This is a genomic window from Synechococcus sp. PCC 6716 (genome assembly GCF_022570815.1).
GTDB classification, from domain to species: domain Bacteria; phylum Cyanobacteriota; class Cyanobacteriia; order Thermosynechococcales; family Thermosynechococcaceae; genus Thermosynechococcus; species Thermosynechococcus lividus.
Genome location: NZ_JAKLTU010000016.1, coordinates 1 through 25506, shown reverse-complemented (window position 1 = coordinate 25506; position 25506 = coordinate 1). Strand labels below are relative to the sequence as shown.

The window sequence follows — 25506 nt, the reverse complement described above, 5'->3', positions numbered from 1 at the left end:
TCTAGAGCGTAAGAACAATTTGTCGGTGGTTTGGTGAAGTCACCACCTATTTTGATAATCACACAAATAGTGGTGTTGTTGAAGGTATTAACAATAAATTGAAGCTGATCAAGCGGTCAGGTTATGGGTTCAGGAACTTTGACAATTTTCAGTTACGTTGCTTAATTTGCTGGCATTTAGCTATTGATTAAGCATAACTCGGACGATAGAGCCAAGCATCTAAACGTTGGAGGAAAGCCAGAAAGCAAATAAGCAAACTTCAGAATAAGGTTGCCAATCAAAGACAAGACTGGCAACACAAAGTAGCTGCACAAATAGTTAGCGGTAATAGCTTGGTAGCTACTGAAAAATTGAACATCAAGGGGATGACTCGTAAAGCCCAAAAAGGCAGGCAAAAAACAGGACTAAATAGGTCTTTGTTAGATGTCGGGATTGGCAATTTGGTATCACTAATCAGGTACAAGCTTGATGAATGCGGTGGGGTATTCGTTGAAGTACCTCTCAAAATTGCTCCCTCCCAAGTCTGCCCTCAATGCGGCCACAAAAAGAAAAAGGAGTTGTCCCAACATGTGCATAATTGCGATAAATGCAACTTTGTTGCTGACCGTGACGTGGCAGCAGCGATGGTAATGCTCAATTATGCCAAGGGGTTAGGAACTAGCCTCTCAAACGTCGATGCTGAACCTCTTTCTAAAGCCCCACAGTTTTGTGGAGGGTTTAGGAAAGTTCAGCAGATGAAGCGTCAGAAACCTCGCACGTAGCTTAAGCAGAGTGCGTAGGTAGTTCATAGCTTGCGCTGCTTATAGCGAGGTATGTTCTGGGGACGCAAGGGGGTCACCGGCGTGGCGCGACGGCGGGTTCTGGCTGCAGGGGTGCGGGTCTGCTGGTTAATGGATGTGGGTAGGGGAAGAATTGTTGCCTGATGAGCCTCCCGAGCACTGCGGATGAGCAGCCCAGCGATCGCCAGACTCGCCATAATGGAGCTACCCCCATAGCTAAAGAGGGGAAAGGGCAGGCCAGTGGTGGGCAGAATGCCAATGGCAACGCCCATGTTAATCAGCGCCTGTAGCAGCGTAATCACGGTGGCACCAAGGGCAATCAGTTGCACCACCGGCTCACGACATTGATGGACAACCCGCATCCCTAGGTAGCCATAGGCGGCCAGCAACGCCAGTAAAAATAGGCAACCGACTAAGCCCATTTCCTCAGCGTAAATGGAAAAAATAAAATCTGTGTGCTGAATCGGTAGATAGGCAAGCTTCTGCTGCGAGAAACCATAGCCCGACCCAAAGACCCCGCCGGAGGCAACCGCCAGTAGGCTCTGCACCAGTTGATAGCCATCCCCCATGGCGTCAGACCAAGGGTCTAAAAAGGACATTACCCGCCGCCGTTGGTAATCATTAATGCTAATACTCAATACGGCTAAACCCACGCCGCTGATCGCCGTCATACTCAGGGGCATCAATGGTAAGCCTGCCCCTAGAGCAACCAGCCACAAACTCATGCCACACAGAGCCGTGGTACTCAAATTCGGTTGAATCAGAATTCCCACGAGGGTTAGGGCAAAGGCGCTGAGCCAGAAGCAGCGGGCTTTGAGGTGGAGCCGCCGCCACGAGCTAAAGACCCATGCCGCCTGTAGCACCAAAAAGGGTTTCATCATTTCTGACGGCTGAATTTGCACCGGACCAACGCTAATCCAGCGGGTTGCGCCCATCATTGTGCTGCCAACGCCCGGCAACCGTGTCGCCCAAATCAAGAGCAAAAATAAAAAAAAGCCCGGTATGGCCATTTGCAGCGATCGCCGTAACGGCAGCCGGATAAAGACCTGAAACCCCCCCCACCCCAATGCCAGCCAAATTAACTGCCGCTTAAAGAAATAAAGCCCATCGCCTGCCTCTGCTAAGCCCACAGGAAAGCTCGCAGAAAAAAGCACCACCATCCCCAAGCCCAACCACACAAGTGTGAGCCAGTGGAGTAATCGTGCCTCCAGTGTCCAATCCTTAACGGCGCGATCGCCTAGGGGAAGAAAACGCCACCACTTCACAATGGAATCACCCTCGCTGGCACCGTGCCACTATAGGAACCGTTTCTAATCTGGCACAATTATTATGCATCTTCTGTTATTATGCATCTTCTGTCGTGGACTCAATGCCCGTGAACTCCTTAACCGTGCCCTCTGTCTCGGAACGTTTTGAACAGTGCCGATCGGCGCAACGCTGCGCCCTTATCCCGTTTCTAACGGCGGGAGACCCTGATCTAGAAACAACAGCGGCGGCACTTAAGGCTCTAGATCGCCACGGCGCGGATCTCATTGAACTGGGGATGCCCTACTCGGATCCCTTAGCTGATGGCCCAGTTATCCAAGCAGCCGCTACCCGTGCGCTGCGAAAGGGCACCCGTTTGGCGGCGGTGCTAGAAATGGTTCAGAATCTACAACTGCGCACCCCTTTAATTTTGTTTACCTACTACAACCCCATTTACCATCACGGCATTTCTAACTTTCTAAAGGCAGTGGCCACGGCAGGGATCAAAGGCTTGGTTATTCCTGATCTTCCCCTTGAAGAAGCTGAACCTGTTCTTGAGGAAACCGCTGCCCTTGGTGTAGAACTCACTCTTTTGATTGCACCCACCACCTCGCCAGAGCGGATGCAGGCGATCGCCCGTGCCTCCCAAGGGTTTATCTATCTGGTGAGCACCACCGGAGTCACTGGCATGCGGCAGGAAATGGCTAGCCGGGTTCAAGACCTGATCCACACCCTCCGCCAAATTACCCCTAAACCCATTGGCGTAGGCTTTGGCATTTCTAACCCTGAACAGGCTCATCAAGTGAAGGTATGGGGAGCCGATGCCGCCATTGTCGGGAGTGCGTTTGTCAAACGCCTTAGCGACCCTAGCCAAGGACTGGAGGCCGTAGCCACCTTTTGCCAAGCCCTACGCACTGCCCTAGACACCCCCTAGGGACGTACCGTCAAGCTAAAGTAAATGCCATCGGACTGCAAACTGTCCACCTGTCCCGGCAGATTGAGTAAGGGGGCAGCATACTCTAGCTTCAGGTCTAAGTTAGGGGTGGGCTGCACCAACAACCCCATCCCTAGCCCTGCAATGACATTATTGGGCACGGCTCCCGCCGGATTCGTGCTATTGTTCCAAACCCAACCCAGATCAAAGAGTGGGCCAATGGAAATAATGGGTCGCCGGTTTGCCGTTCGCATCACCGGAAAACGAGCTTCCCCCGAAAAACGCACGCCATTATCCCCAGACAGGGCGTTTGTGGAGTAGCCTCGCACCGAGAGGCCGCCGCCAATGACAAACTGGTGAAAAGGCAGCAGGTTACTCGGACTTAACTGCACATCGGTGCGCAACACCAGAAAATTATCCCCCCACAACCGCTGTAACCGCTGGCCTTGGCCGAGCCAGCTAAAAAAGTTGCCATCCGGAATTGATCCGGGGTTTTCAGTGGCGCCAAAAATAGGTACGCCAAAGTTAAACTGAGAGCGGAACACCCATGCCCCTTGGGTGTCACGGCGAGTATATTCTTGGGCAAACTCAAAAACCCGCGATGCGCTGTAGCCGGTGGCATCAGACCCAATCGAGAGAGGTGTGGGTACCCCCGCCACAAAGGTTTGCCCAGACTGCATCAGGAAACCAATACCAAAGGCCAGTTCTTCGCGCACATTGCGGATCACTGGCTGCCGGAAACTCGCTTGATAAATAGAGGATTCACTGCGGATATTGAAGGCGGCAAGGGCTGGGGGTTGGGTGATTTCGCTATCGGCTTGTACCGTGCGAATAGAAAAGGTGCCATTCATGGCATTGAGGGGGATGCTGTAGCCAAACTCAGCAGTGTTTGAAGTGCCCCAATCAAAGGTTCCCAAGTTATTCCCGATGGCATAGGAGCCGTAAATAGTATCGCCACGGCCACTCAGGTTACTGTAGCCCAAAAAGGCAGTGGCCCGGTTGGGGGCGATCGCTGGCGGGGTAATATTATCGAGGCCAAAGGCGGCATTAAACCACCGCGCGGGCACCACCCGCACCACTAAAATACTATCCTCCGGCTTGGTACCGGGTCTTAAGCTGGCAGAAAGGTTGAGAAATAGCGGATCAACTCGCAACAGTCGCAATTGCTCTTCTAGCTTGTTGGAGTTAAGGGGCACGCCTGCTCCTAGCTCAATGCGGCTGCGGATATACCGCTGCAGGATCCCCTTATTCCCCTCAATTTGGATGGCTTCAAGGCGACCTTCAATCACTTGAATAGTGATGGTGCCATCGGCACTCACTTGCTCTGTTAAAACCGCTCGCGAGGTTAAATAGCCACCATCTAAATACAGTTTAGTAATGGCATCGGCTGCTGCTTGTAACTCGTCTAGGGTAACTTGCCGCCCTTCAAGGGGGGTCACAATTGGATCAAATTCCGCAGCACCGAAAATTGTGCTCCCTTCCACAACAATTTTTCGCACAGGGATGAGCACCGTGCGCCCCCCTTGGCCAGGAGGAGGCAGTGGCTGGGCAGGGGTGTCAAGAACGGCAGGGGGAGTAGCCGGTAAGGGGGGCGGCTCTGGTAGCGGTGGTTGAAGTTCCAGTTGAGTGGGGTTCGTCAGCGGAATCGAGGCAACTGCCGCTGGGGCGAGCCAACCGCCTAATCCCCATAGCAGCGATACCGCAATGGGATGGCTAATGAATAGAAATGGGACTGTTTTCACGTCTTTAACCCCACATTAAAAGCTAGTAAGCAATAACTACAGCACTGCAAATAACAGAAATATAAAAATATAAGCAGTTCTTATAGAATGTCTAGAAATTTAGTGTGAGGAGAACGTATTTGACAGAGAATTCTTTAAGATTCTAACGGATGATTCGTCAGCCGCCAAGTAAATATACGCAAACGATGGTTGCTCAGCGTTTGGTGGGGCGCTTGCGCCGTTGCCACCACAGGGGCAGCACTGTCAAGAACAGTAGTGCTAGGCTGGCTGCGAGGAACGGCAGTTGGTTACCGGTTGTCAGCAGGGTATCGCCCGCTGCCCCTAACCATGCGTAGGTGACAATGCTGGGAATCAGTCCGATAAATGTGGCGGCCGCATATACAGTAACAGGAATAGCTGTTAAGCCAAAGCCAAAGTTAACAAGACTAAAGGGCGAAAAGGGGGCAAGGCGCACCGCTAAAATGAACCAAAAAGGCTGGCTTGCCACCGATTGTTGCAGGGTGTGCAGCCAAGGATGGTGGGCGATGCGCTGTTGTAGCCAATCATAGGCACAGTAGCGAGCCACTAAAAACGCAAGGATCGCACCAAGGGTTGCCCCTAGGAGTGCCCAGACACTGCCCCACACCCATCCAAACAGCGCCCCGGCAATCATTGGGAAAAAGGTTCCGGGAACCCCCACAGCAGTGGCCACCGCAAATAGAACAACGTAGCCAGCAACAGCATAGGTGCCCCAACTGCGAATGAGGGTCACAAGGGCAGAATAGTCGAGCCACCAACTGAGGCTCCCTAAGCTCATTCCCATCAGGGCGATCGCCCCCAAGAGCCAGAGGGTAGAGCCTTTAGGGCGAGGGCAGCGCAGTTTCCACATTGCTTTGCTCAGGGGGTAGCAACGCGGTCTCGTCAATGGCTAAATCGAACCAGAAGGTACTGCCTACTCCTACTTCACTAATGAGATGAATGTGGGTGTTGTGCTTGTGGATAATGTCTTGGACAATGGCTAGACCCAAGCCCGTCCCCTCAAGGGTGTGGACGCGATTCTCAACGCGGAAGAAACGCTCAAACACTCGGGGTTGATCTTCAGGGGCAATGCCCATCCCTGTGTCCGCCACTTCAATGCGCACCCGCTCCTGCTCGGGGTCACTGGGAGGATGCCACACATAGGCTCGAATAACAACCCGTCCCCCCTCTGGGGTGAATTTGAGAGCATTGCCCACCAAGTTGGTTAAGGCACCAATGAGTAAATCGTAGTTCCCCCACACCGCTGGTAGGGGGGTGTCCACCTCCGTAGAAAGCTCAATGGACTTGTTGGCGGCATTCAGTTGGTAGGTGCGCAGAATTTGCTCGATCACTTGCCCCATGTGTACCGCCCCAAATTGGTAGGGGCGACCGGACTCCAGCCTAGAAATGTCTAGGAAATCATTGACTAAGCGGGTGAGGCGATCGGTTTCGTGATTGGCGGTGGCCAGAAACTCTTGCTGCTTTTCATCGCTTAGCTCACTGCCATACTCTTGGATGGTTTCAATGATGGATTTGATGTTGAACAGCGGCGTGCGTAGCTCGTGGGACACATTGCTAATCAGTTGTGCCTTGGCCTCGTTGAGTTCCACTTCACGGGTAATATCTTGGATGGTAATAGCAATTCCCTTGGGTTTTTCCCGCTGGGCATCCATGACGGTAGTCAGCAAAATCCGTACTGATCGCGGGCTGGGTTCCTGCAAGGTGACCCGAAATTCACCCCCCTCCGACTGGCCGGAGGAGGCCTTAAACAGTGGACAGGTCAGTTTCTCGCAGACTGGCGCCGGAAAGCAACTCAAGGCGCTTTGGCCAATGACGTTCATTCCTTCCCAGTTAAATAGCCGCTGGGCAGTGGGGTTCACCAGAATAACCCTCATCTCAGTGTCCAGCAGAATCGCACCATCAGCAATAGTGGAAACAAGGGTATCCAGTTTCGCTTTTTCAGCTTGCAGTTCCTCTACATTCTGGGCCTCGTAGGAGGCCAGCCGCTCTGCCATATCGTTAAAGCTGGTAATCAGCTCTCCCAGTTCGCCGCCAAAGGGAAGGTTGATCCGCTGCTTAAAGTTGCCCGCAGCAATATTTTTCACCCCCTGTACCAATTCTTTGATGGGTTGAGTAATGGTCAAGGCGTTAAACACGCCGCCTAAAATCACCATGATCCAGAGGGAGACAAACACTGCAATGGTCAGATCTCGGGTGAGGCTAGCAGAGGCTATGAAGGTTTCGTTAGGATTGATGCCGATCGCCACCACGCCTAAATTCTGACCATTAAAGCTCAGGGGCACAAAAACATCTGCCACTAGGCCATCGGGGGTTTGATGTTGGCGCACCAGTGGCTCTTGCCGCTCGCGATAGCTTTCGGGCAGTTGCATGCGGCGGCGGAGGGTCAGGGCGCTTTCGACTTGGGGGGCAGAGTAGGGTAGACCGTAGTAAATTTCCCCTGTGGGATCGGCATAGAGGATGTAGCGGATACTGGCGCTACGTTCATAGAACTTACGGGAAAACTCAGCCACGGCGGTCGTATCCCCTTGGGCAATGAGGGGGGCAACATCGGCAGCCAGTAGCAAGCCCAGATCCCGGCCATAGCGGGTGTCGTTAAGGTGGGCATTGGTTTGAATGGTGTTCACTGCCCAAAAGGTGAGCGCGCTCATGATGATCGAAACCACCAGCGTTGCTGTGGCCATCAGGCGGGTTTGAATCTTAAATTCTGACCACCAGCGGGCGATCGCCCGAAACGCTTCCTTAATGTCCCCCTGAGCTGTTGTTTTCAAAACCACCATGCTGCCTAAAAGTACAAAAAATTTATCTAATTTTACGAGTTCTTCTTATATTTTTGCATCTGCCACCGTTTCTAGGCGGGCGAATTGTTCAATGCGGTGCGTATAACGGTGCAACATCTGCTCATTCCACGCCGCGTCATGGCTGTTGACGTACAGGTGCACTAAGGGTTCACTGGCATCGGGCAAGACCAAGATCCAGTTATTGGTGTTGGGGTCGCCAATTTTAACCCCATCAATCAAGTTCAGGTGTGCCCGTGGCTGGGTTTCCACAAGGTGGCGCATTAAGGATCCCTTGGCAATCCACGGGCAGCGGATAGCACGGTGATGGTAGTAAACTTTGGGTAGCTCTTGGCGTATCGCAGTTAAGGGCTTACCAATCAAGGCCAGCATTTCAATGAGGGTGGCGATGGTAAACATGGCATCAAAGCCCGGATGCAACTGGGGAAAAATAAAGCCCGTTTCCGCTGCTCCGCCAAGAACCACGCCGCTGTGGTGCTGGCAGGCTTCCATTAGATCTGTAGGGTTGGTGCGGGTGCGCAGAATGTGCCCCCCCAACTGCTGGGCAATGGTTTCCACTGCGCTGGAAGTGGTGACGGGAACAGCCACTGTACTGCCGGGATGGGTCAGCAAGACCAAGTAGGTCATTAGTGCTGTGAGTTCCTGATCGCTGACCACCGCGCCACTGTTATCCACAAGGGTGAGCCGCTCGCCATTGGCGGACACCTGTACCCCTAAGCTGGCGGACAGTGCTGTGACGACTTGTCCCAGTTCCCGTAGCAGACGCTGGCGCTCCAAAATATTGAGGGGAGTGGGGTGCAGGGTTGCATTCAACACCACTGCATCACAGCCAAACTTATTGAGGATTTGTGGCAGCACCACCCCCGATACCGCATAGGCGTAGTCAATAACAATTTTGGCGGGGTTGCCATAAAACAGTTTTGTATTCAGCCATTTTTCAAACCCTTGGGCGTAGGCAGCAACGCTATTGTTGGGTTGTGCCATCGTCCCCACATCCCTGAGAATGACCCGGCGAATATCTTCACGGAAGTAGGCGGTTTCAATCTGGCGTTCGCGGGCACGACTCAGGTTAATGCCTTTATGGTCAAAAAATTCAATTAGCAATTGATCGGCGCGATCGGGGTGGGCACGAACGTGAATACCGCCGCTCACCGAAAGGGTCTGAGCCGCAAAGCGGGCAATGGGCAGGGCGATCGCCTCCAAATTCAAGACATGAATCCCCACAGACATCAACCCCGACATCAGGGCATGCGCCACCATACGCGAGACACTGCGCTGATCGCGAGAAACAAGTACACTGGTGCCCGGCTCAAGGGTGGAAGCATAGGCTGCCGCCAAACGTACGGCAAACTCTGGGGTAATATCCACATTGGCCACCCCCGCCACCCCCCGCTGGCCAAATAGATACCGCTGCCCTGTGGTTCCCCAGATCAAACTTTCGTTAACGATCGCCCCCGGCTCAATCCGCTTGCCCGGCCACAGCCGCACTCCTTGACTGAGGCTGGCCTCCTCCCCAATCACTGAACGGGTACCGACAATCACCCCTTCGTTGAGAGTGACGTGGCGATCCACATGCACATGGCGAGCCAAGATGCAGTGCTCGAGGTGGCTATCATCGCCAACAAACACCCCATTCCAAGCCACTACACCGCGCAGTTGGCTGCCATTGCCAACAATGACGTTATCTGACAGCACCGTCCCTGCAGCGAGGGTTACGCCCGCACCAAGGCGGCAGTTATTCCCAAGCACAATCGGGTCTTCTAGCTGGATATCTTGGGGCAAGGTGGTGTTGCGCCCCACCCACACCCGCGGCTGTACCTCAGTGCCCTGAATGTCTAACTGAACTCGACCGTAGAGGGCATCCCGCTGCACCTGCTGATAGGTTTGCAAGCTACCCACATCGCACCAATAGGCATCGGTAATGTACCCGTACATGGGCACGTCTGCCTGGAGCAACAGGGGAAACAAATCTCGAGAAAAGTCCCGCTCTGTCCCGCCGCTGAGATAGTCCATCACGGTTGGACTGAGCAGGTACATACCAGTGTTGACAGTATCTGTAAAGACTTCCCCCGCTGAGGGCTTCTCGAGAAAGCGGCGAATCCGCCCCTCCTCATCCGTAAAGACAATCCCGAATTCCTTGGGATTGGACACTCGAGCTAAGATCAAGGTAACGGGAGCACGGTGTTGGTGGTGAAAGCGAATGGCCTCGCTGAGGTTCACATCCGTAATGCTGTCGCCACTGACCACCAAAAAGGGATCCGCCAGCAGGTGGGCAATATTTTTCACAGAGCCAGCGGTACCAAGGGGCTGCTCTTCCTCAACCACATAGCTCAGGTGCACCCCAAACTCACTGCCATCCCCAAAATAATCGCGCACAACATCAGGGAGATAGTGCAGGGTCATCACCACATCATCTAAGCCGTGGCTGCGCAGCAGATTGAGAATGTGCTCTGCAATAGGACGATTGACCACTGGCACCATTGGCTTGGGCAAGTCGCAAGTGAGGGGGCGCAGCCGTGTACCACTGCCTCCAGCCATAAGGACGACGCGCAACTTCACCTCCTTCCGCTGTATCTTGACGGGTATCCTTACTTTCTAGTCTAGGGGACGCCCTAGGGCAACTAGACCCCAGACCTAAGATTGCAACGATTATTTAGGTGCAGCACCTATGAGATTTTCATTGCATTGCTGAATCATCGTTCACTGGTTTATAGATAAAAGGAAGCACAGACGATCAACGTTAGGGATGTGTGGGGTTATGACGATTGAACTGAACGATCGCCAGAAGCAAATTCTTGGTGCCACCATCAACCACTACATTGCAACGGCAGAACCCGTTGGCTCTAAGGCGATCGCCACCGAATATAACCTTAAGGTTAGCCCCGCCACGGTGCGCAATATTATGCTGCTGCTAGAACGCAGTGGCCTGCTTTACCAACCCCACACCTCCGCCGGCCGTGTTCCCTCGGACTCTGGCTACCGTCTCTACGTTGATGAGTTAGTTCAGCCTATCCCCGATGTGGCGCAAAAAGCTGAGTCCCTCTTGGCCGAGCAGTTTTTGTGGGGGCGCGATCGCTTGGAAGTAATTTTGCGTCAAGCTGCTCAACTGTTATCTGATCTGAGTGGATACATTACATTAATTTCCTTGCCCAACAGTCTAGAGCGGCGCATCCGTTTAATTCAACTGGTGGCGCTGGATGCGCAACAGGTGATGGTTATCCTAGTGCTGGATAGCTATGAAACCCAATCGGCAGTCATTTCCTTGCCCAGTGAACCGCAAGAGATTGACCTGCGGGATCGGACATTGCAGGTGTTAACAAATTTTTTGAACCATCAATTGCGGGGGCGATCGCTAGTTGATTTAACGCTCATTGACTGGCAGCAATTAGACCTTGACTTTCAGGACTATGGCCAAAACCTCCAGTCCCTGTTTCAACAACTGAGCCAACGCTATGCCCAAGAAGGCACCTCCCTTGTGGTCAGTGGTCTTGCCGATGTGTTGCAGCAACCGGAATTCTCGCAGGTGGAACAAGTGCAAATGCTCTTGCACCTCCTTGAGGATCAGCAGGATCAGCTCACTCCTTTGATCAGCCCCGATTACACCGCCTCTTCCCAAGTGCAAATTCGCATTGGCACTGAAAATGCCCTTGCGCCAATGCACTGCTGCACCTTGGTCTATTCCTGCTACTGCTGCGGGAACGCCCCCGTTGGCACGATTGGTATTCTTGGGCCAACACGCATGTCCTACGCTCGTATCATTCCCTTGGTGGCCACGGCTGCCGATTACCTTTCCGAGCAGGTCAGCCGTTCCTATGCCGTCTCAGGATAGGATAGAACAACGACTATTATTTGGAAGTTTCAAGTTTATGCTGCATCCGCGTTTAGCTGCTGCATTTGCCCAGCGCTCAGTACTGAAGATCATTAGTGGCCTCAACAATTTTGATGGCGATCGCGTTCGTGCGGTGGTCACCGCCGCAGAGCATGGCGGAGCCACATTGGTGGATATTGCTGCTGATCCAGATCTCGTGCGGATTGCCCAAGAGGTTACCACGCTGCCCATTTGTGTGTCTGCGGTGGATCCGTGCCTGCTGGTGAAGGCAGTTGCAGCAGGTGCAGATCTCGTAGAAATTGGCAACTACGATAGTTTTTATGCCCAAGGCCGTGTCTTCAGTGCCACGGAAGTTCTTGAACTGACCCGGCAAACCCGTGCCTTGCTGCCTCAAATTATGCTCTCGGTGACAGTGCCCCACACGTTGCCGCTGGATGAACAGGTAACCCTAGCGGAATCCTTAGTAGAGGCGGGTGCAGATGTCATCCAAACGGAGGGGGGAACGAGCAGTCAACCGCGCCATAGTGGCACTCTAGGTCTAATTGAAAAGGCTGCTCCGACCCTTGCGGCGGCCTACGAAATCTCTCAGGCCGTCTCCATTCCCGTTCTCTGTGCGTCTGGCTTGTCAGCTGTCACCATTCCCTTGGCGATCGCCAGTGGTGCTGCTGGGGTTGGCGTTGGCTCGGCGGTGAACCAACTCAACAGTGAAGTCGCCATGATTGCCAGTGTCCGTGCCCTAGCGGACGCCCTTCATCGCGCTGTGGCCGTTGCCCCCTAACACTCCCTAGCAGCAGTGGTCAAGCCCTCCCGTTTGGCGCTCAACTGTGCGGAACGCCTGTTTGAGGCTGCTGCCGAACGGGAACGCTTTTTGGCAGCATTGTTCATCCCTCAGCCCTTACCGCCAGCGATCCTCTGGCGCCAGGATCCCCCTACCCCCTCGCCGTTTCCAGTCCTTCCTCCTCTCCCTTGGCAACCCCCATGGGTGAGCCGACTGGCCGTGGGCACTCGGGCGGGGCAACATCCACTCCACCAAGCAGGTGCCTACTACTGCCTAGATAGCTCCTCCGTTTTTGCGGCTGTTCCCCTCCTTTCCTTGCCCCCCTCCCCTAGCCTGATCATTGATGTTTGTGCAGCGCCGGGAGGCAAAAGTCTATTGGCATGGCGCGCCCTCAAGCCCGATTACTTACTTTGCAATGAAGCAATCCCTAAGCGCCTAGGGATGCTAATTAGTAACCTCAAACGCTGTCGTGTTCATCCAGTGGGGGTCACCTGCTGTGATAGTGCCGATTTAGCAGCAACCTTGCCTCAGACGGCTGAGGTGGTGATCGTCGATGCCCCGTGTTCCGGCCAGTCCCTGCTAGCCAAAGGCCAGACCGCTGAGGGCTGTTTCCATCCCCTGACCTTGCGCCATAATCAACGCCGTCAAAAACGAATTCTGGCGGCAGCGGCGGCGTTGGTGCGCCCCCAAGGCTGGCTCCTCTACAGCACCTGTACCTTTAGTCGCGAAGAAAACGAAGAGGTGGCCAAGTGGTTTAGTGCCAAGTATCCCCAATTTATCCCCCAGACTGTTCCCCAACTGGCTGCCTATCAGTCTCACCTAAGTGAGTTGCCTTGCTATCGCCTCTGGCCGCAGCAGCAGGAAGGTGCAGGAGCCTTTACCATCCTGTGGCAGCATCAAGGCGAGGGAGAGCCAACTCCAATGCCCGAACTGAGCAACTGGTTGTGTTGGCAAGCTACAACTGATGCGGTCGAGGCCGCTGACCCGTCTGCCGCCAGTGCAGATAATCCTTGAGAATTTGCGCGTGATCAAAGCAAAGGGAAGACGGCAACTGATCAAGGGGTACAACATGCACAGCCTTTGCATCGTCTGCCGCGACGGGCGTACCGTGGGCTGTGGCAATAAACACTGTACTGAGGGTGTGCTGGCGGGGATCTCGAGCAGGATCTGAGTACACATATAGTAATTCTTGGAGTGTGATCTCAAGGCTCACTTCTTCGCGAGCTTCGCGCTGGGCGGCCACCTCCACCGATTCGCCGTAGTCCACAAAGCCTCCCGGAATAGCCCAACCTAAGGGAGGATAGCGGCGCTCAATCAGGAGAATGGGTCGCTGGGGATAATCTAACAGTTCAATGATGATGTCAACTGTGGGTGCAGGATTGCGGTACATCGACGAAGGCTTCATGGTACGGTAGCAAGGATAGGGTAACGCAACAGGGGACATGGCGGCAGAACAGGATATTGTTGTTCTCAGTAATGGCCCCGGGGAGTTGGCAACGTGGGTGTATCCCTACGTTACGGCTCTGCGGCAGGAGGCTACAGATCAGGTTCGCATCTCGGTCGTAATGGTGCCCTGTCCCCATGCCAGTGGCCGCGAGGCGGACATTGCCCGCTGCTATCCTGGGGTGGATCGGGTGTTGCCGGTGCAAGAATTTTGGCGATTATTGTGCACCAAAACGACCTCTAGCGGTTGGGACTGGCTCCCTCACGGGGTTGTGGTTTTTCTAGGCGGCGATCAACTGTTTGCGGTGCTGCTGGCGAAACGCTTAGGCTATCGCTGCATTCTCTACTGTGAATGGCAGGCGCGTTGGCACCGCTGGGTCGATGTGATTGCTCTGCGCCGTCTGCTGCCGCTGCCACCAACCCGTGCCCATGTGGCGGTTATTGGAGATCTGATGACCGATGTGCAAACCCTTGGGCGTGGGGAGCAACCGCAGGTGCACCAAGACTTGGGCATAGCAGCCGACACGCCGTTGGTTGCACTGATGGCGGGGTCAAAGCCAAATAAGCTCAAACTGGGGGTGCCCCTCTGCTTGGCGATCGCCGATCATTTAGCCACGGTGAACCCGCCTGTTGCATGTGTCATTCCTGTGGCGCCCACCCTCACCCTCGAGACCTTGGGTCGCTATGCTGACCCGCAGCATAACCCCGATCTAAAGCACATTGCTGGCACAACGGCTCAACTGCAGCAACCACCAGAGGGCATTCCCTACCTTGAAACTCCCAAGGGCACCAAGGTGTATTTGTGGCAGCAATTACCCAATTATCCGCTGCTGCGCCAAGTGGCGATCGCCGTCACAACCGTTGGTGCCAACACTGCTGAGCTAGCGGCCTTAAATGTGCCCATGATCGTGCTCCTGCCGGCACAACAACTGCGGGTACAGCGGGCGCATCCTTGGGATGGCTTGGCGGGGTTACTGGTGGCGCTGCCTGCCATTGGTCGGCACTGGACCGCCTTGGTGTTTTGGGCATTAGTGGCCAAAGGGTTGGGTTGGCGGCAGTTCTGGCAACTCCTTCAGGCCCCAGAGATGGATTGGCAACTGGTCAAGCAAGGCTTGGGCTACAAAGCGTGGCCAAACCTGTGGGCACAGCAAGAAATCGTACCGGAGCTCGTCGGCCCCCTTGATCCCCACGCAGTGGCACAGCAGATTCTTTACTACTTAGAGCATCCCCAAGACTTGGTTGCCATGAAAGCGGCATTACAGAACGTCGTAGGAGACCCTGGAGCAGCAGCAAAGCTAGTGGACTTAACGTTAAAGATTGCAGACAAGGGACATCGTCTCTAGTGCATTGTTACCACTACAGGACTACCCCTTGGGGAGTTCATCATGAAATGGTGTCTTCGGGCACCACAATGAGGGTCGTGCCTTGGCGGCCAATAACAATCACTCGCTGATTCTCGGCGATCGCCAGATGAGGATCATCACACCGCGCTTGCCACGAAATGCCATCGTAAAGTACCCGCCCTGTTTTCCCCGGCAAAATTTGGCTAATCGTTTGTGCTTCAGCCCCCTCTTTGAGAATTGGGGCAGTGCGTTTCGGCTGATAGCGGCGCATTAGGAAGACCACCACCACCGATAGCAGAATCCAGAGCACCACCTGTAGGGGAAAACTGGGAATTAGAAACGAGGTGAAGGCCACAATCAATGCACTGATGCCGAGGGTGGCTTCCACAAAAGCGGTGGGCAGAAAAAACTCCATCAAAAAGAGAATGACTGCCGCAATACACCAGATCCAGAAGGGTGACAGCGCCATCACTATCGTTACTCTTGCAAGCCCAAAGTTTCATTTCAACCATAGCTTAAGATGGCCGCCATGGTCGGAACTGAACCCAGTCGTGTGGCGTCAGGTAACCTACGCTGAAAAGACACCACGTCTGTCAGTATGTAATTAATCATGAAATCCACGCGAGTAATCATAATGACTAACTTTTTTGTGCCACTGTTGGTGGGAATACTGACCTTGGGAGTGCTGGCCACATGGCTTTGGCGACCCGGTACGCCCCCTGTATCCCAGAACGATCGCACCGACACGACTCACCTGATGGCCGATGCGCCCCCCCCGGATGATGAGGGCACACCACCCCGCCGCGGATAAGCTAGGATCCCCCCGAATGGGTTCTAAGGCAGACCAGTGCTGGGACGAATGTGGTCGGTAAGTCAGCGGTTTCAGCGGGGATTTTTCGCCTTTGGTCGTGGCTTACGCTTTATTGCCCGCCATCGTTTGTGGGCCTACCTCCTGCTACCGGCGATCGTGAGTTTTTTACTGGGCACAGCCTTGATTATTAGTGCTTTCGTGGCGGTGCAAACCCTTGGGGRACAATGGGTAGTGGTGCCCTTGGGGCCATGGCAGTGGCTTTACGATGCGGTTGTGGATGTGGTCGCCGTGGCGATCGCTCTGTTTTTGGCATTAATTGGCTACCAAACCCTCATTCCATTGGTGGTGATTCCCTTCTTGGGCCCACTTCTCAATCGTGTAGAGAAAATTACAACCGGCCATACCATTGAGGTGGGTTGGCGGCGAGACCTCTTCAATACCATTGTGGGCGGCTGGTTTGCCCTGCGGGACGCAGTTGTGCAACTGGTTTGTTTACTGCTGTCGTTCCTGTGTGGCCCACTGCAACCCATCGTAATGGTGCTAGTCAATAGCTACTTCTTTGGGCGAGGGAGTTTTGATTATCCGCTGGAAAAGCACAGTAGAACCCTTAAGGAACGCTAAGTTTTAACCCGAGCCTACACCCCAGAAATCTACGGCCTTGGTTTGGCACAGTGTCTGGGTCTATTGGTTCCTCTTGCAGGAATGGTGCTCGTGCCCGCAGTGGGGGTGGTTGCCGCCGCCCTCTTAATTCAAGAGCGAGACCCCAACACCGCCCTGTCAGTCTCCCCTGCGCTGCCTCAGCGTTAACGTTGCCTGAGTGCGGGAGAGGTCAAGGTACCGTTAAACAGTTCTCGCGAAGTTCCCAAGCCATCATACCGGAGCATCGGTTATGCCCTGCTCCACTATGCTATTGTGCTGTTTGGGAAATGTATGGGAGCTTGGGCATGAGTCAAGATGCCGTTAAACAAATGAAGCAAGCGGTGGCCAAAGCGGCTGCGGATCGCGTCCAGTCGGGCATGGTGGTGGGGCTAGGTACGGGTTCAACCACTGCCTTTGTGATTGAATTCTTGGGCGATCGCCTGCGCAACGGCGAGCTGAGCGATATTCGCGGTGTGCCCACCTCCTTTCAAGCCTCGGTACTCGCGAAGCAGTACGGCATCCCCCTCGTCACCCTCGATGATGTCACTAAAATTGATATTGCCATTGACGGTGCGGATGAAGTAGATCCAGCTAAAAACTTGATCAAAGGGGGGGGTGCCGCTCATACCCGCGAGAAAATTGTTGACTCGCTGGCGGATCAATTCCTTGTGGTCGTGGATAGCAGCAAACTTGTAGAACGGCTTGGTTCAACGTTTCCAGTTCCTGTCGAGGTCTTGCCCCTTGCCCTGAGTCCTGTTAGCCGTGCCTTAACCGCCTTGGGAGGCAAACCAGAACTGCGCATGGGGGTTAAGAAAGATGGGCCTGTGATTACCGACCAAGGTAACTTTGTATTAGACGTAACCTTTGCCGAGATTGCGGATGCCGCAGCCCTAGAAAAGACGATCAATAATATTCCTGGGGTGCTTGAAAATGGTCTGTTTGTCAATGTGGCCGATGTCGTTCTGGTGGGTGAACTTGTAGAGGGGCACCCTCGTGTTCGCGAAGTAGTCTAGTCTCCCGTCTTCCCCAGTGGGGATCAGCTATCCTGAAAACCTATGGATATTCCCCGTCTCCACCCCGATACCATTGAAGCCGTGCGTGAAGCCGTCAACATCGTCGATGTAGTGGCAGCGCATGTTGTGTTGCGCAAACGGGGACGGGAGTACGTTGGCTGTTGCCCCTTCCACGACGAAAAAACTCCTAGCTTTACGGTTAGCCCCAGCAAAGGGTTTTATTACTGCTTTGGCTGTGGTGCGGGGGGGAATGCCATTAAGTTCCTGATGGAACTGCAAAAACGCTCCTTTGGCGATGTGGTACTGGAGTTAGCTCAGCAGTATCAGGTGCCGGTGCGAACGCTAGACGCCGCCCACAAACAAGCGCTACAGGTGCGTTTATCCCTTCAAGAGCAACTCTACGAACTTCTGGCGATCGCGACTAGTTTTTATGAACACGCTCTGCGCCAACCCATCGGTGAGGCTGCCTACACCTATCTGCGGCAGCAGCGCCACTTAACGGAAGCGACTATTCAGCACTTTCGCCTAGGGTATGCGCCCGCTGGTTGGCAGGTCATCTATAGCTATCTTGTTGAGCAAAAGGGCTATCCCGCTAGCTTGATTGAACAGGCAGGGCTGATTGTCCCCCGACGCACTGCCGACGGCTACTACGACCGTTTTCGCGATCGCCTGATGATCCCCATTATGGACAGCCAAGGACGGGTGGTGGGCTTTGGCGGTCGCACCCTCAGCAACGAGGAGCCGAAATACCTCAACTCCCCCGAAACCCCCATTTTTAATAAGGGGCAGTTGCTCTTTGGCCTAGATAAAGCGCGGCAAACCATTGTTCATAAGGATCAAGCGGTTGTGGTCGAAGGCTATTTTGATGTCATGGCGCTGCACCAAGCAGGGTTAACCCAAGCAGTGGCCAGCCTTGGTACTGCCCTCAGCCAAGCCCAGATTAAACTGCTTCTGCGCTACACCGAGTCCAAGCAGATTATCCTCAATTTCGATGCCGATACCGCAGGACAACGCGCCACCGATCGCGCCATTGGTGAAGCAGCAGACTTGGCTTACCGTGGCGATCTGACTCTACGGATTTTAACCCTACCCGCCGGTAAAGATGCCGCCGAATTTTTAGCACAAGCAACGGGCGATCGCTACCAAACCCTGCTGGATACCGCTCCCCTTTGGCTAGACTGGCAACTGGACACCACCCTTGCCCAGTACGATCTGAACCAAAGTGATCAGTTCCACCAAGCCAGCCAAGCGCTCACTCAACTGCTCGGAAAATTACCCAATGCCGCCCTGCGCAGTCACTATATCCATCGCTGTGCCGAGTTACTGGGGCGCGGTGACAGTCGCCTCATTCTGCGCTTAGAGGAATCCCTGCGGCAACAGGTACGGGGGCAACGGTGGCAGGGACGATCCCAAAAATGGCAACGCCCAGCGGACTACAACCTCCGCCAAGCTGCCGAAGAACAATTGCTGCGACTGTACCTCCACCGGGGTGACTATCGCCCCCTCATTCGCCAGACTTTACAGGCACGGGATATTGAGTTTAGCCTATCCCACCATCGCTGGCTGTGGCGGCAAATTTTAGCCATTGAGGAAGATCTCTGCGCTGGTTTACCTGCTCCCGATGATCCCTATACAGCCGAATGGCTGCTGTCCCCGACTACCGATACCGCCACACGCCTCACAGAGGTAGATTTGGTCAGCCGCCTCTTTGATGCCATCAGTGAAGATAACCACGCCAACATGATTGCCCCCCTGCTGCACCTTGATGAAATCACTGCCGTTAGCTTAGAGCGACCCGAATTAACCATCCAAGCAACTGCCGCCGTCTTGGAGCGCATTGCCGTCGAGAAACGCTGTCGCTATCTTTTGCAGTCTTGGCAAGAAACTGTAGCTCTCATTTTAAGTGAGGCTCCCGCTAGTGAAGCTCTCCGCCAATACCTTGAGCGCATGATCACCAGCCCTAGTACCGACATTCAGAGTATTCCCGGCATTGATGCGGATCGCCTACAGGCTTTAGAGCAATTGCGCCACGACTATTACCAGCACCGCCAGTATTTGCAGCAATTAGACGAAGAACGCTGCCCACCCCTCAATGCAATCCGCAGCTTGTCCTAGCCTTGCTATCAAGAGTCTTTCGAGTGCACCAGCCATAGCCGATAAGTACCCTCATAGGTGCGAAAAAATCTAAGCCAACTGACTAACAGTGTGACATCCTCCTGACGCTGATGTTTCGCATACACCGCGGGACTTATCGCTCCCCGAACCTCTCATTAAGTTAACGATTGGGTTGAGAGTCTAGCCACATTGCGAGATCGTTAAAGTCTTGGAAATCGAGAAGAGCTTCTCCTAAAGCATCCAACTGTTCGAGAGATAGCCCACGGATATGTTGAACCACGGCATCGGGTAGTGTCCCCAATCGACGGCGGAGTTGGCGGAGAATAAGCGTACATTCTCCCTCCAGTTGTCCTTCTTGTCGCCCTTCTTGTCGCCCTTCTTGTCGGCCACGCTGAAGCCCAATTTTCTCTCCCTCTCGTTGTCTTTCTTGAAGAATTTCTTGGTAAATCACGGATTCGCGCATCATTCCCTCCCGAAAAATCGCTTGAATCAGCTCCTTACTGTACTGTAACCCAGCAAGCAGTTGAACGATGGTACTCAACTCTTGCCGGGTCTGCTTGGAGGCAATCTGACGAATCTGGTCAGCAACGGCTTGCAACAAACCAGCTTCGTTATTTGTTTTCCCCAACACTGCAAAGGGCAATAGACCAGGAATGGCAAAAAATTGCTGTGGGTCTTCTTCCCAGAGTTTCACCACTCGGTAGCGATGAGTGGTGTTTGGCCACTCAAAGACATCGGGCACCTGCACCCGTGTTCGTCGCAGCAGAATTAAGACTTGGACAATCTCGCATTGGTAAGCGCGATAGAGCCTCAGCCAGTAGTCCAGCATCCGTAAGGGTAGGGCTGGCTCTGGTTCGACCTGAAATTCTAGATGCAGAATGCAGTGTTGCGTTTGCACGAGGGTGACGGCATCTGCACGAATCGGTTCAAGGTTCAGTTCGGTTTTGAGAACTGAAACATTTTCTGAGACATCGTTGAGAAGCCACTGGGTAAAGGCGGTAGGGTATTGTTCAGCAAGGTATTTACAGAGGTTATCTCGCATTTCCCCAGTGTATCGAGAATGCACCCCACAGCCATCATGTCGCCGCAAACGGTCTTCCAGAGCCTAGAGCAGTTAAGTCTGCGGCGAAATACGTCGCTCTGACTTGGGAGATGCGAGCTTACATATCCAAGCGAGAGCGAGATTTCTATGACCGCAAAGGGCTAAAGTGGCCATGTCCAGTGGCTAAACTCCGGCTTATCGATCCCAAACTCGTAGGCGTAGTTGCGGGCTTCAATCTGCATATTGCGGAATTTTTCCTTGGCATGGGCACCGGCCACCTGCAACTCGGGCAGCCGGTCAATGGCATCGATCGCCAAGCTAAAGCGGTCAATTTCATTGTTAATCGCTAGCTCGAGGGGGGTGTTAATGTTGCCTTTCTCTTTATAGCCACGCACATGCAGGTTGACGTGGTTATAACGGCGGTAGGTGAGGCGGTGAATCAGCCATGGATAACCGTGGAAGTTGAAAATAATTGGCCGATCTAGTGTGAATAGGCTATCAAAATCGCGATCGCTCAGGCCGTGGGGATGCTCTGTTTCCGGTTGCAACTTAAATAAATCCACAACGTTAATGTAGCGGATTTTCAGGTCGGGAAACTCTTGCCGCAGCAGGGCGATCGCCGCCAAGGCTTCTTGGGTGGGAATATCCCCCGCGCTGGCCATCACCAGATCCGGCTCATAGCCTTGATCATTACTAGCCCAATCCCAAATTCCCAATCCCTTCGTGCAGTGCTTAATGGCCGCATCCATATCCATATACTGCAAATGCAATTGCTTATCCGACACAATTACATTCACATAGTTTTTGCTACGCAAACAGTGATCCGCCACCGATAGCAAGGAGTTGACATCGGGCGGTAGATAAATTCGCGTCACCGCTGCACTCTTGTTACAGACCACATCCAAAAAGCCCGGATCTTGATGAGTGAAGCCATTGTGATCCTGCCGCCACACCGTCGAGGTGATCAATAAGTTCAACGAAGCAATATCAGCGCGCCACGACAGTTCATTGCAGATACTCAGCCACTTGGCATGCTGATTAAACATTGAGTCAATGACATGCACAAAAGACTCATAGGTGGAAAAGAAGCCGTGCCGTCCTGTTAACAGGTAGCCCTCTAGCATCCCTTCCATGGTGTGCTCACTGAGCATTTCAATGACACGACCATCGGTGGATAACTCACCGCCATCTTCATCCTCTTCAAAGAATTCAGCAATCCAGAATTTTTTGCTAACTTCATAAATGGCATTAAGTTTGTTTGAAGTGTTTTCATCAGGACCAAAGACGCGGAAATTCGTCATGTTTTGGCGCATCACATCCCGCAGGAAAACGCCAAGGGGTCGTGTGTTTTCCGCTTCTAGTTGGGCAGGCTTCTCAACGGTAATACCATACTCCCGGAAATCTGGCATTTTTAGGTCTTTGCGGAGCAGCCCCCCATTGGCATGAGGGTTCATCCCCATGCGGTAGGTGCCGGTTGGTGCCAGTGCTTTTAGATCAGGGCGAAAGGTTCCCTTATCATCAAATAAGTCTTCCGGATGGTAACTGCGCAACCACTTCTCCAGCAATTGCAGGTTTGCGGGGTTGCTGTGCACATCGGCCATGGGCACTTGGTGTGCTCGCCAGAACCCTTCTACCTTCCGTCCATTCACTTCAGCCGGCCCTGTCCAGCCCTTGGGTGTCCGCAAAATAATCATCGGCCAGCGGGGTAGAGGCGTTACCCCCTGCTCCCGAGCTGCCTGTTGAATTTCCTTAATTTTGTTTACGCAGTACTCTAGGGTTGCCGCCATTGCTTGGTGCATTGAGGGACGGTCAGAGCCTTCGACAAAGCAAGGTTCATAACCATAACCGCGAAAGAGATGCTCGAGATCGGCGTGGGGAATACGCGCCAATAGTGTGGGGTTGTTAATTTTGTAGCCATTCAGGTGCAAAATTGGCAGGACTGCGCCATCGCGTACAGGGTTCAGGAACTTATTAATGTGCCACGAGGTAGCCAGTGGCCCTGTTTCCGATTCGCCATCTCCTACCACTGCGGCCACAATCAGGTTGGGATTGTCAAAAGCAGCACCACAGGCATGGGAGAGCACATAACCCAGTTCTCCCCCTTCGTGAATTGAGCCGGGGGTTTCTGGGGTGCAGTGGCTACCGACACCGCCAGGAAATGAAAACTGCTTGAAAAATTTTTTGAGGCCGTGCTCATCTTCACTAATGTTGTGGTAAATCTCGGAATAACTTCCTTCGAGATACACAGGCGCTAAGACACCGGGGGCACCGTGGCCGGGACCCGCCAGAAAAATAATCTCTTGTTGATATTTTTTAATAATGCGGTTGAGATGAATGTAGATAAAAGAAAGTCCAGGGCTGGCTCCCCAATGCCCCAAGAGGCGTTTCTTAATGTGCTCTGGTTGCAGGGGAACTTTGAGCAGGGGGTTGTCCCGCAGATAAATCATGCCTACCGCAAGGTAATTACAGGCACGGAAGTAAGCATCGATGGCATCCACTTCTGCAGCACTGAGGGGCTGACCCTCAATAGTGGCGCGGGCAATCCCAAACGCACGAATTGATTGAGTTGTGGGGGAGAGAGCGCTAACCATAAATTCCCTCATACATCAACTGTTGAAGCCACGACAGCCTGCTTGAGAACTCAAAAGATAAAACAAAATGCACAGACTACCTGCTCTTTCGCCAGCCTGGTACAGGCTGTTGATTCGCCAGAATGATTCTGATGCAACGTTTCTAGAGAAAAATCTCTGAAGAAAGGGCGAACCCGAGCTGCGGTTCCAGCTCGTACAAACTTCACTACACCTTTGATCCTAAACCGGCAGACTCTGGTAGTGAGGAAATACCCTGAATGTTTTAACGAATGAGCGGTTCTAAGGGTCAACACGCCCGGCCTGAGTCTCTAGCATCTCTGGTGGCGGCAGGCGAAAAAGGCGGCAGGCATTGATTGTTGTTTGTACCCCTAGCTCAGCTACATCACACTGACGAAGTGCTGCAATCGCTGAGGCCACAAAGCGAACATAACTGGGTTCATTACGCTTTTCCCCCCGCTTCGGGACAGGCGCAAGGAATGGACAATCAGTTTCAATGAGGAGGCGATCGCCCGGAACCATTTGCGCCGCCGCCTGAATTTGCTTAGCATTTTTGAAGGTTACCGTGCCACTAAAGCTAATGTATAGCCCTAGCTCTAAGAACCATTCCGTTTCCTCTGGTGTGCCGCCCCAGCAGTGCATGACCCCTTGTAGTGATCCGTACTGACGTTGAAACTGCTGCAACACATTCCGGGTTGCTGCCGCCGCCTCACGGCAATGAATAATGACAGGCAAACTAAGGGAATGAGCCACTGCCAACTGCGCCCAAAACGCTTCCTCTTGCTGAGACTGATTGTTAGCTTTATAAAAGTCTAAGCCAGTCTCACCAATAGCAACAACCTTGGGATCACTGGCAGCAAGGGAGGCAATGGTACTAGCCAGATCAGGATGCCACTGATCTGTATCTAGGGGATGCAAACCCACGGCCATAAAGAGTTCTGGAAATTTTACCGTTAGGGCTTGAATGTCGGTAAACTCCGTTGGTTCAACACAGGAATGTACCAACCTGACGACCCCTGCTTCCCGCCACCGCTGAGCTACAGTCTCTAAGTCGGCAGCAAAATTAGCAAAATTCAGATGGACGTGGGTATCCACCAGCATAAAAATTAGGAAGGTTGGGTTGCTTTGTTGAAAATTCGGCTTAAGCGAGCTTTACGACGAGCACCTGTATTCCGATGAAGCACGCCGCACTTAACTGCCTTATCAATTTTGCTCACCACAGTGCTTAAACGTTGGTTCACCTCTGCTAACTGCTCGGGTGAAGGGTTGGCCGTGTATTGACTGAGGGCATTGAGGTAGTTTTTCGTCAGAGTATGTACTGCAGAGCGGTAGGATTTGTTACGGAGGCGATTGCGCTCGGCAATTTGAGCGCGCTTGGCAGCAGATTTAATGTTGGCCACGGGTCACCTTAGACAGCGATAATCAACACAGTGTTTAGAACAAACACTCATTATAGCGGTTTTGCGCCTCTTAGCGTTATCGGCTCTCCATTGGTAGAGCGCAAATAACTGGATTACTCTGCTGCTAGCTGCACTCTGGCAAAATGAGCGGATCAGAATGAGCGGATCAGGATTCGCTAGCATCTCAACAAAGAACTCCGGTCCACCAAGAGGATAGAGAAGCAAGAGTTCTTTCAGAATCCCCATGTCTGCTCCCCAACCACCTTGCCCGGTTTGTCAGCCAACTCATGTAGTCAAAAATAGCAAAATCCATATTGAACGATTGAACAACACTCTGAGGCAACGGGTGTCTCGATGAGTCCGCCAAACCTTATCCTTCTCAAAATCTCTAGAAAATCATATTGGTGCAATCTGGTATTTCATCCATGCTTACACTGCATCATTACCTGTGTAGGACTGCCCGGGACCGGATTTGGGGTGGTAACTGTCGCTGTCCCACCTCAGTACAGCTCCCAGACATGCTCGTGTTGCGGCCATTTGGTCAAGGCATCCCTCAGCACTCGTCCTCATTTCTGCCAGTGCGGAACTGTGCTGGACAGAGACCCCAACGCAACTATCAAGATTTTGGAGCTAGGTTGACGTACTGTAGGGCACACAGAACCTTACGCCGGTGGAGAGGAGGCCGCTACTCATCTTCTGGAGACAGCGGTTGAGCACGTCACCTCGTTGACGCAGGAACCTTCATCGGCGACGATGGAATCCCCTTCCTGAGCGCAGTGAAGGGAGGATGTCAATGAGCGCAAATTTTGAGGCACTTTAACAAATGTCGTAAGAAGTCCCCGATTCTACCGCAGGTGAATCGTGGGATGAATGGCGACCCATAAATCAACGTGCGTAGCACATCCTCTTTGCTATCTGGTAGGATATTATCAGTAACATCCAAAGACGCTAAATGTTGCAAGCGTACAAGTTCAGAGCCTATCCAACCCACG

The 25506-nt window shown here is 53.2% G+C and carries 22 protein-coding genes and 3 pseudogenes; 14 read left to right on the top strand and 11 right to left on the bottom strand.

Going from position 1 to position 25506, the window contains the following annotated elements; all coding sequences use genetic code 11:
* Positions 1 to 5: 5 nt before the first annotated feature.
* Both L5220_RS08875 and L5220_RS08870 read left to right on the top strand, forming a co-directional pair.
* Positions 6 to 191: pseudogene (locus tag L5220_RS08875) on the top strand (transposase); the annotation flags it as partial.
* A 36-nt stretch (positions 192 to 227) separates the two neighbouring features.
* Positions 228 to 761 (top strand): annotated as a pseudogene (locus L5220_RS08870) (RNA-guided endonuclease InsQ/TnpB family protein); the annotation flags it as partial.
* Between the two features lie 23 nt (positions 762 to 784).
* On the opposite strand, the gene L5220_RS08865 reads toward L5220_RS08870, so the two are convergent.
* The gene (locus tag L5220_RS08865) at positions 785 to 2044 is read right to left on the bottom strand and encodes an FtsW/RodA/SpoVE family cell cycle protein (RefSeq protein WP_499573082.1); all 1260 of its coding nucleotides are present in this window, start codon (positions 2042 to 2044) and stop codon (positions 785 to 787) included.
* Between the two features lie 125 nt (positions 2045 to 2169).
* Here L5220_RS08865 and trpA point away from each other — a divergent pair, with 125 nt between their 5' ends.
* Entirely contained in the window at positions 2170 to 2958 is a 789-nt protein-coding gene (gene trpA / locus L5220_RS08860) for a tryptophan synthase subunit alpha (RefSeq protein ID WP_499573085.1), read from the top strand.
* Here the strand turns inward: trpA and L5220_RS08855 are convergent.
* The 4 genes from L5220_RS08855 to L5220_RS08840 all read right to left on the bottom strand — a co-directional run bounded on the left by L5220_RS08855 (position 2955) and on the right by L5220_RS08840 (position 10066).
* Positions 2955 to 4700: a ShlB/FhaC/HecB family hemolysin secretion/activation protein gene (locus tag L5220_RS08855; protein ID WP_499573080.1), complete on the bottom strand. Its 1746-nt coding sequence runs from the start codon at positions 4698 to 4700 to the stop codon at positions 2955 to 2957. The genes trpA and L5220_RS08855 overlap by 4 nt on opposite strands.
* Positions 4701 to 4893: 193 nt before the next feature.
* A complete protein-coding gene (locus L5220_RS08850) occupies positions 4894 to 5568 on the bottom strand; it encodes a TVP38/TMEM64 family protein (protein WP_499573079.1) in 675 nt (224 codons plus the stop codon).
* Positions 5540 to 7486 (bottom strand): two-component system sensor histidine kinase NblS, encoded by a 1947-nt coding sequence (gene nblS / locus L5220_RS08845; RefSeq protein ID WP_499573077.1) that lies wholly within the window; start codon positions 7484 to 7486, stop codon positions 5540 to 5542. Before nblS ends, L5220_RS08850 begins: the two co-directional genes overlap by 29 nt.
* Positions 7487 to 7540: 54 nt before the next feature.
* Positions 7541 to 10066, bottom strand: a complete 2526-nt coding sequence (locus tag L5220_RS08840; protein WP_499573075.1) for a sugar phosphate nucleotidyltransferase — start codon at positions 10064 to 10066, stop codon at positions 7541 to 7543.
* A gap of 205 nt (positions 10067 to 10271) precedes the next feature.
* Between L5220_RS08840 and hrcA the strand changes: the two genes are divergently transcribed.
* From hrcA to L5220_RS08825, 3 genes are read left to right on the top strand one after another with little or no spacing between them, the layout of a single operon-like run.
* Entirely contained in the window at positions 10272 to 11342 is a 1071-nt protein-coding gene (gene hrcA / locus L5220_RS08835; RefSeq protein ID WP_499573073.1) for a heat-inducible transcriptional repressor HrcA, read from the top strand.
* A 37-nt stretch (positions 11343 to 11379) separates the two neighbouring features.
* On the top strand, positions 11380 to 12120 hold the full coding sequence (locus L5220_RS08830; protein WP_448515176.1) for a DUF561 domain-containing protein: 741 nt from the start codon (positions 11380 to 11382) through the stop codon (positions 12118 to 12120).
* A gap of 15 nt (positions 12121 to 12135) precedes the next feature.
* Positions 12136 to 13134, top strand: coding sequence for an RsmB/NOP family class I SAM-dependent RNA methyltransferase (locus tag L5220_RS08825; protein ID WP_499573071.1), 999 nt, complete (start codon positions 12136 to 12138; stop codon positions 13132 to 13134).
* On the opposite strand, the gene L5220_RS08820 is transcribed toward L5220_RS08825, so the two are convergent.
* A complete protein-coding gene (locus L5220_RS08820; protein ID WP_499573069.1) occupies positions 13076 to 13525 on the bottom strand; it encodes an NUDIX domain-containing protein in 450 nt (149 codons plus the stop codon). The genes L5220_RS08825 and L5220_RS08820 overlap by 59 nt on opposite strands.
* Before the next feature lie 37 nt (positions 13526 to 13562).
* Here L5220_RS08820 and L5220_RS08815 point away from each other — a divergent pair, with 37 nt between their 5' ends.
* Complete coding sequence (locus L5220_RS08815; RefSeq protein WP_499573067.1) at positions 13563 to 14906, top strand: glycosyltransferase family protein; 1344 nt, start codon at positions 13563 to 13565, stop codon at positions 14904 to 14906.
* A 40-nt stretch (positions 14907 to 14946) separates the two neighbouring features.
* On the opposite strand, the gene L5220_RS08810 is transcribed toward L5220_RS08815, so the two are convergent.
* Positions 14947 to 15375 carry an NfeD family protein gene (locus L5220_RS08810; RefSeq protein WP_499573083.1) on the bottom strand — a complete coding sequence of 143 codons (429 nt, stop codon included), beginning with the start codon at positions 15373 to 15375 and terminating at the stop codon, positions 14947 to 14949.
* Positions 15376 to 15540: 165 nt separating this feature from the next.
* On the opposite strand from L5220_RS08810, the gene L5220_RS08805 reads away from it, so the two are divergent.
* The 5 genes from L5220_RS08805 (at position 15541) to dnaG (ending at position 19484) form a co-directional block, all read left to right on the top strand.
* Positions 15541 to 15717 carry a hypothetical protein gene (locus L5220_RS08805; protein WP_448515180.1) on the top strand — a complete coding sequence of 59 codons (177 nt, stop codon included), beginning with the start codon at positions 15541 to 15543 and terminating at the stop codon, positions 15715 to 15717.
* Positions 15718 to 15765: 48 nt separating this feature from the next.
* On the top strand, positions 15766 to 16338 hold the full coding sequence (locus L5220_RS08800; RefSeq protein WP_499573065.1) for an EI24 domain-containing protein: 573 nt from the start codon (positions 15766 to 15768) through the stop codon (positions 16336 to 16338).
* A gap of 42 nt (positions 16339 to 16380) precedes the next feature.
* Positions 16381 to 16524 carry a hypothetical protein gene (locus tag L5220_RS08795; protein WP_499573064.1) on the top strand — a complete coding sequence of 48 codons (144 nt, stop codon included), beginning with the start codon at positions 16381 to 16383 and terminating at the stop codon, positions 16522 to 16524.
* A 137-nt stretch (positions 16525 to 16661) separates the two neighbouring features.
* A complete protein-coding gene (gene rpiA / locus L5220_RS08790; RefSeq protein ID WP_499573062.1) occupies positions 16662 to 17369 on the top strand; it encodes a ribose-5-phosphate isomerase RpiA in 708 nt (235 codons plus the stop codon).
* A gap of 42 nt (positions 17370 to 17411) precedes the next feature.
* A complete protein-coding gene (gene dnaG, locus L5220_RS08785; RefSeq protein ID WP_499573060.1) occupies positions 17412 to 19484 on the top strand; it encodes a DNA primase in 2073 nt (690 codons plus the stop codon).
* A gap of 160 nt (positions 19485 to 19644) precedes the next feature.
* Here dnaG and L5220_RS08780 read toward each other — a convergent pair whose 3' ends face one another.
* The 4 genes from L5220_RS08780 to rpsT form a co-directional block, all read right to left on the bottom strand.
* Positions 19645 to 20574 (bottom strand): Rpn family recombination-promoting nuclease/putative transposase, encoded by a 930-nt coding sequence (locus L5220_RS08780; protein WP_499573058.1) that lies wholly within the window; start codon positions 20572 to 20574, stop codon positions 19645 to 19647.
* A gap of 113 nt (positions 20575 to 20687) precedes the next feature.
* Positions 20688 to 23117 carry a phosphoketolase family protein gene (locus L5220_RS08775; protein ID WP_448515186.1) on the bottom strand — a complete coding sequence of 810 codons (2430 nt, stop codon included), beginning with the start codon at positions 23115 to 23117 and terminating at the stop codon, positions 20688 to 20690.
* Between the two features lie 279 nt (positions 23118 to 23396).
* Positions 23397 to 24215, bottom strand: a complete 819-nt coding sequence (locus L5220_RS08770; RefSeq protein WP_099799354.1) for a TatD family hydrolase — start codon at positions 24213 to 24215, stop codon at positions 23397 to 23399.
* A 5-nt stretch (positions 24216 to 24220) separates the two neighbouring features.
* Positions 24221 to 24514: a 30S ribosomal protein S20 gene (gene rpsT / locus L5220_RS08765; RefSeq protein WP_099799355.1), complete on the bottom strand. Its 294-nt coding sequence runs from the start codon at positions 24512 to 24514 to the stop codon at positions 24221 to 24223.
* 310 nt (positions 24515 to 24824) lie between these two features.
* On the opposite strand from rpsT, the pseudogene L5220_RS08760 reads away from it, so the two are divergent.
* Positions 24825 to 24968, top strand: a pseudogene (locus L5220_RS08760) (IS1 family transposase); the annotation flags it as partial.
* Positions 24969 to 24991: 23 nt separating this feature from the next.
* The gene (locus L5220_RS08755; RefSeq protein ID WP_499573055.1) at positions 24992 to 25153 is read left to right on the top strand and encodes a zinc ribbon domain-containing protein; all 162 of its coding nucleotides are present in this window, start codon (positions 24992 to 24994) and stop codon (positions 25151 to 25153) included.
* Positions 25154 to 25506 lie beyond the last annotated feature (353 nt).

Coding starts and splice junctions, on each gene's coding strand:
- L5220_RS08820 (WP_499573069.1), bottom strand. CDS start 13,525: ATGAAGCCTTCGTCGATGTACCGCAATCCTGCACCCACAGTTGACATC.
- hrcA (WP_499573073.1), top strand. CDS start 10,272: ATGACGATTGAACTGAACGATCGCCAGAAGCAAATTCTTGGTGCCACC.
- rpiA (WP_499573062.1), top strand. CDS start 16,662: ATGAGTCAAGATGCCGTTAAACAAATGAAGCAAGCGGTGGCCAAAGCG.
- L5220_RS08830 (WP_448515176.1), top strand. CDS start 11,380: ATGCTGCATCCGCGTTTAGCTGCTGCATTTGCCCAGCGCTCAGTACTG.
- dnaG (WP_499573060.1), top strand. CDS start 17,412: ATGGATATTCCCCGTCTCCACCCCGATACCATTGAAGCCGTGCGTGAA.
- L5220_RS08810 (WP_499573083.1), bottom strand. CDS start 15,375: ATGGCGCTGTCACCCTTCTGGATCTGGTGTATTGCGGCAGTCATTCTC.
- L5220_RS08775 (WP_448515186.1), bottom strand. CDS start 23,117: ATGGTTAGCGCTCTCTCCCCCACAACTCAATCAATTCGTGCGTTTGGG.
- L5220_RS08815 (WP_499573067.1), top strand. CDS start 13,563: ATGGCGGCAGAACAGGATATTGTTGTTCTCAGTAATGGCCCCGGGGAG.
- L5220_RS08850 (WP_499573079.1), bottom strand. CDS start 5,568: ATGTGGAAACTGCGCTGCCCTCGCCCTAAAGGCTCTACCCTCTGGCTC.
- L5220_RS08805 (WP_448515180.1), top strand. CDS start 15,541: ATGACTAACTTTTTTGTGCCACTGTTGGTGGGAATACTGACCTTGGGA.
- L5220_RS08770 (WP_099799354.1), bottom strand. CDS start 24,215: ATGCTGGTGGATACCCACGTCCATCTGAATTTTGCTAATTTTGCTGCC.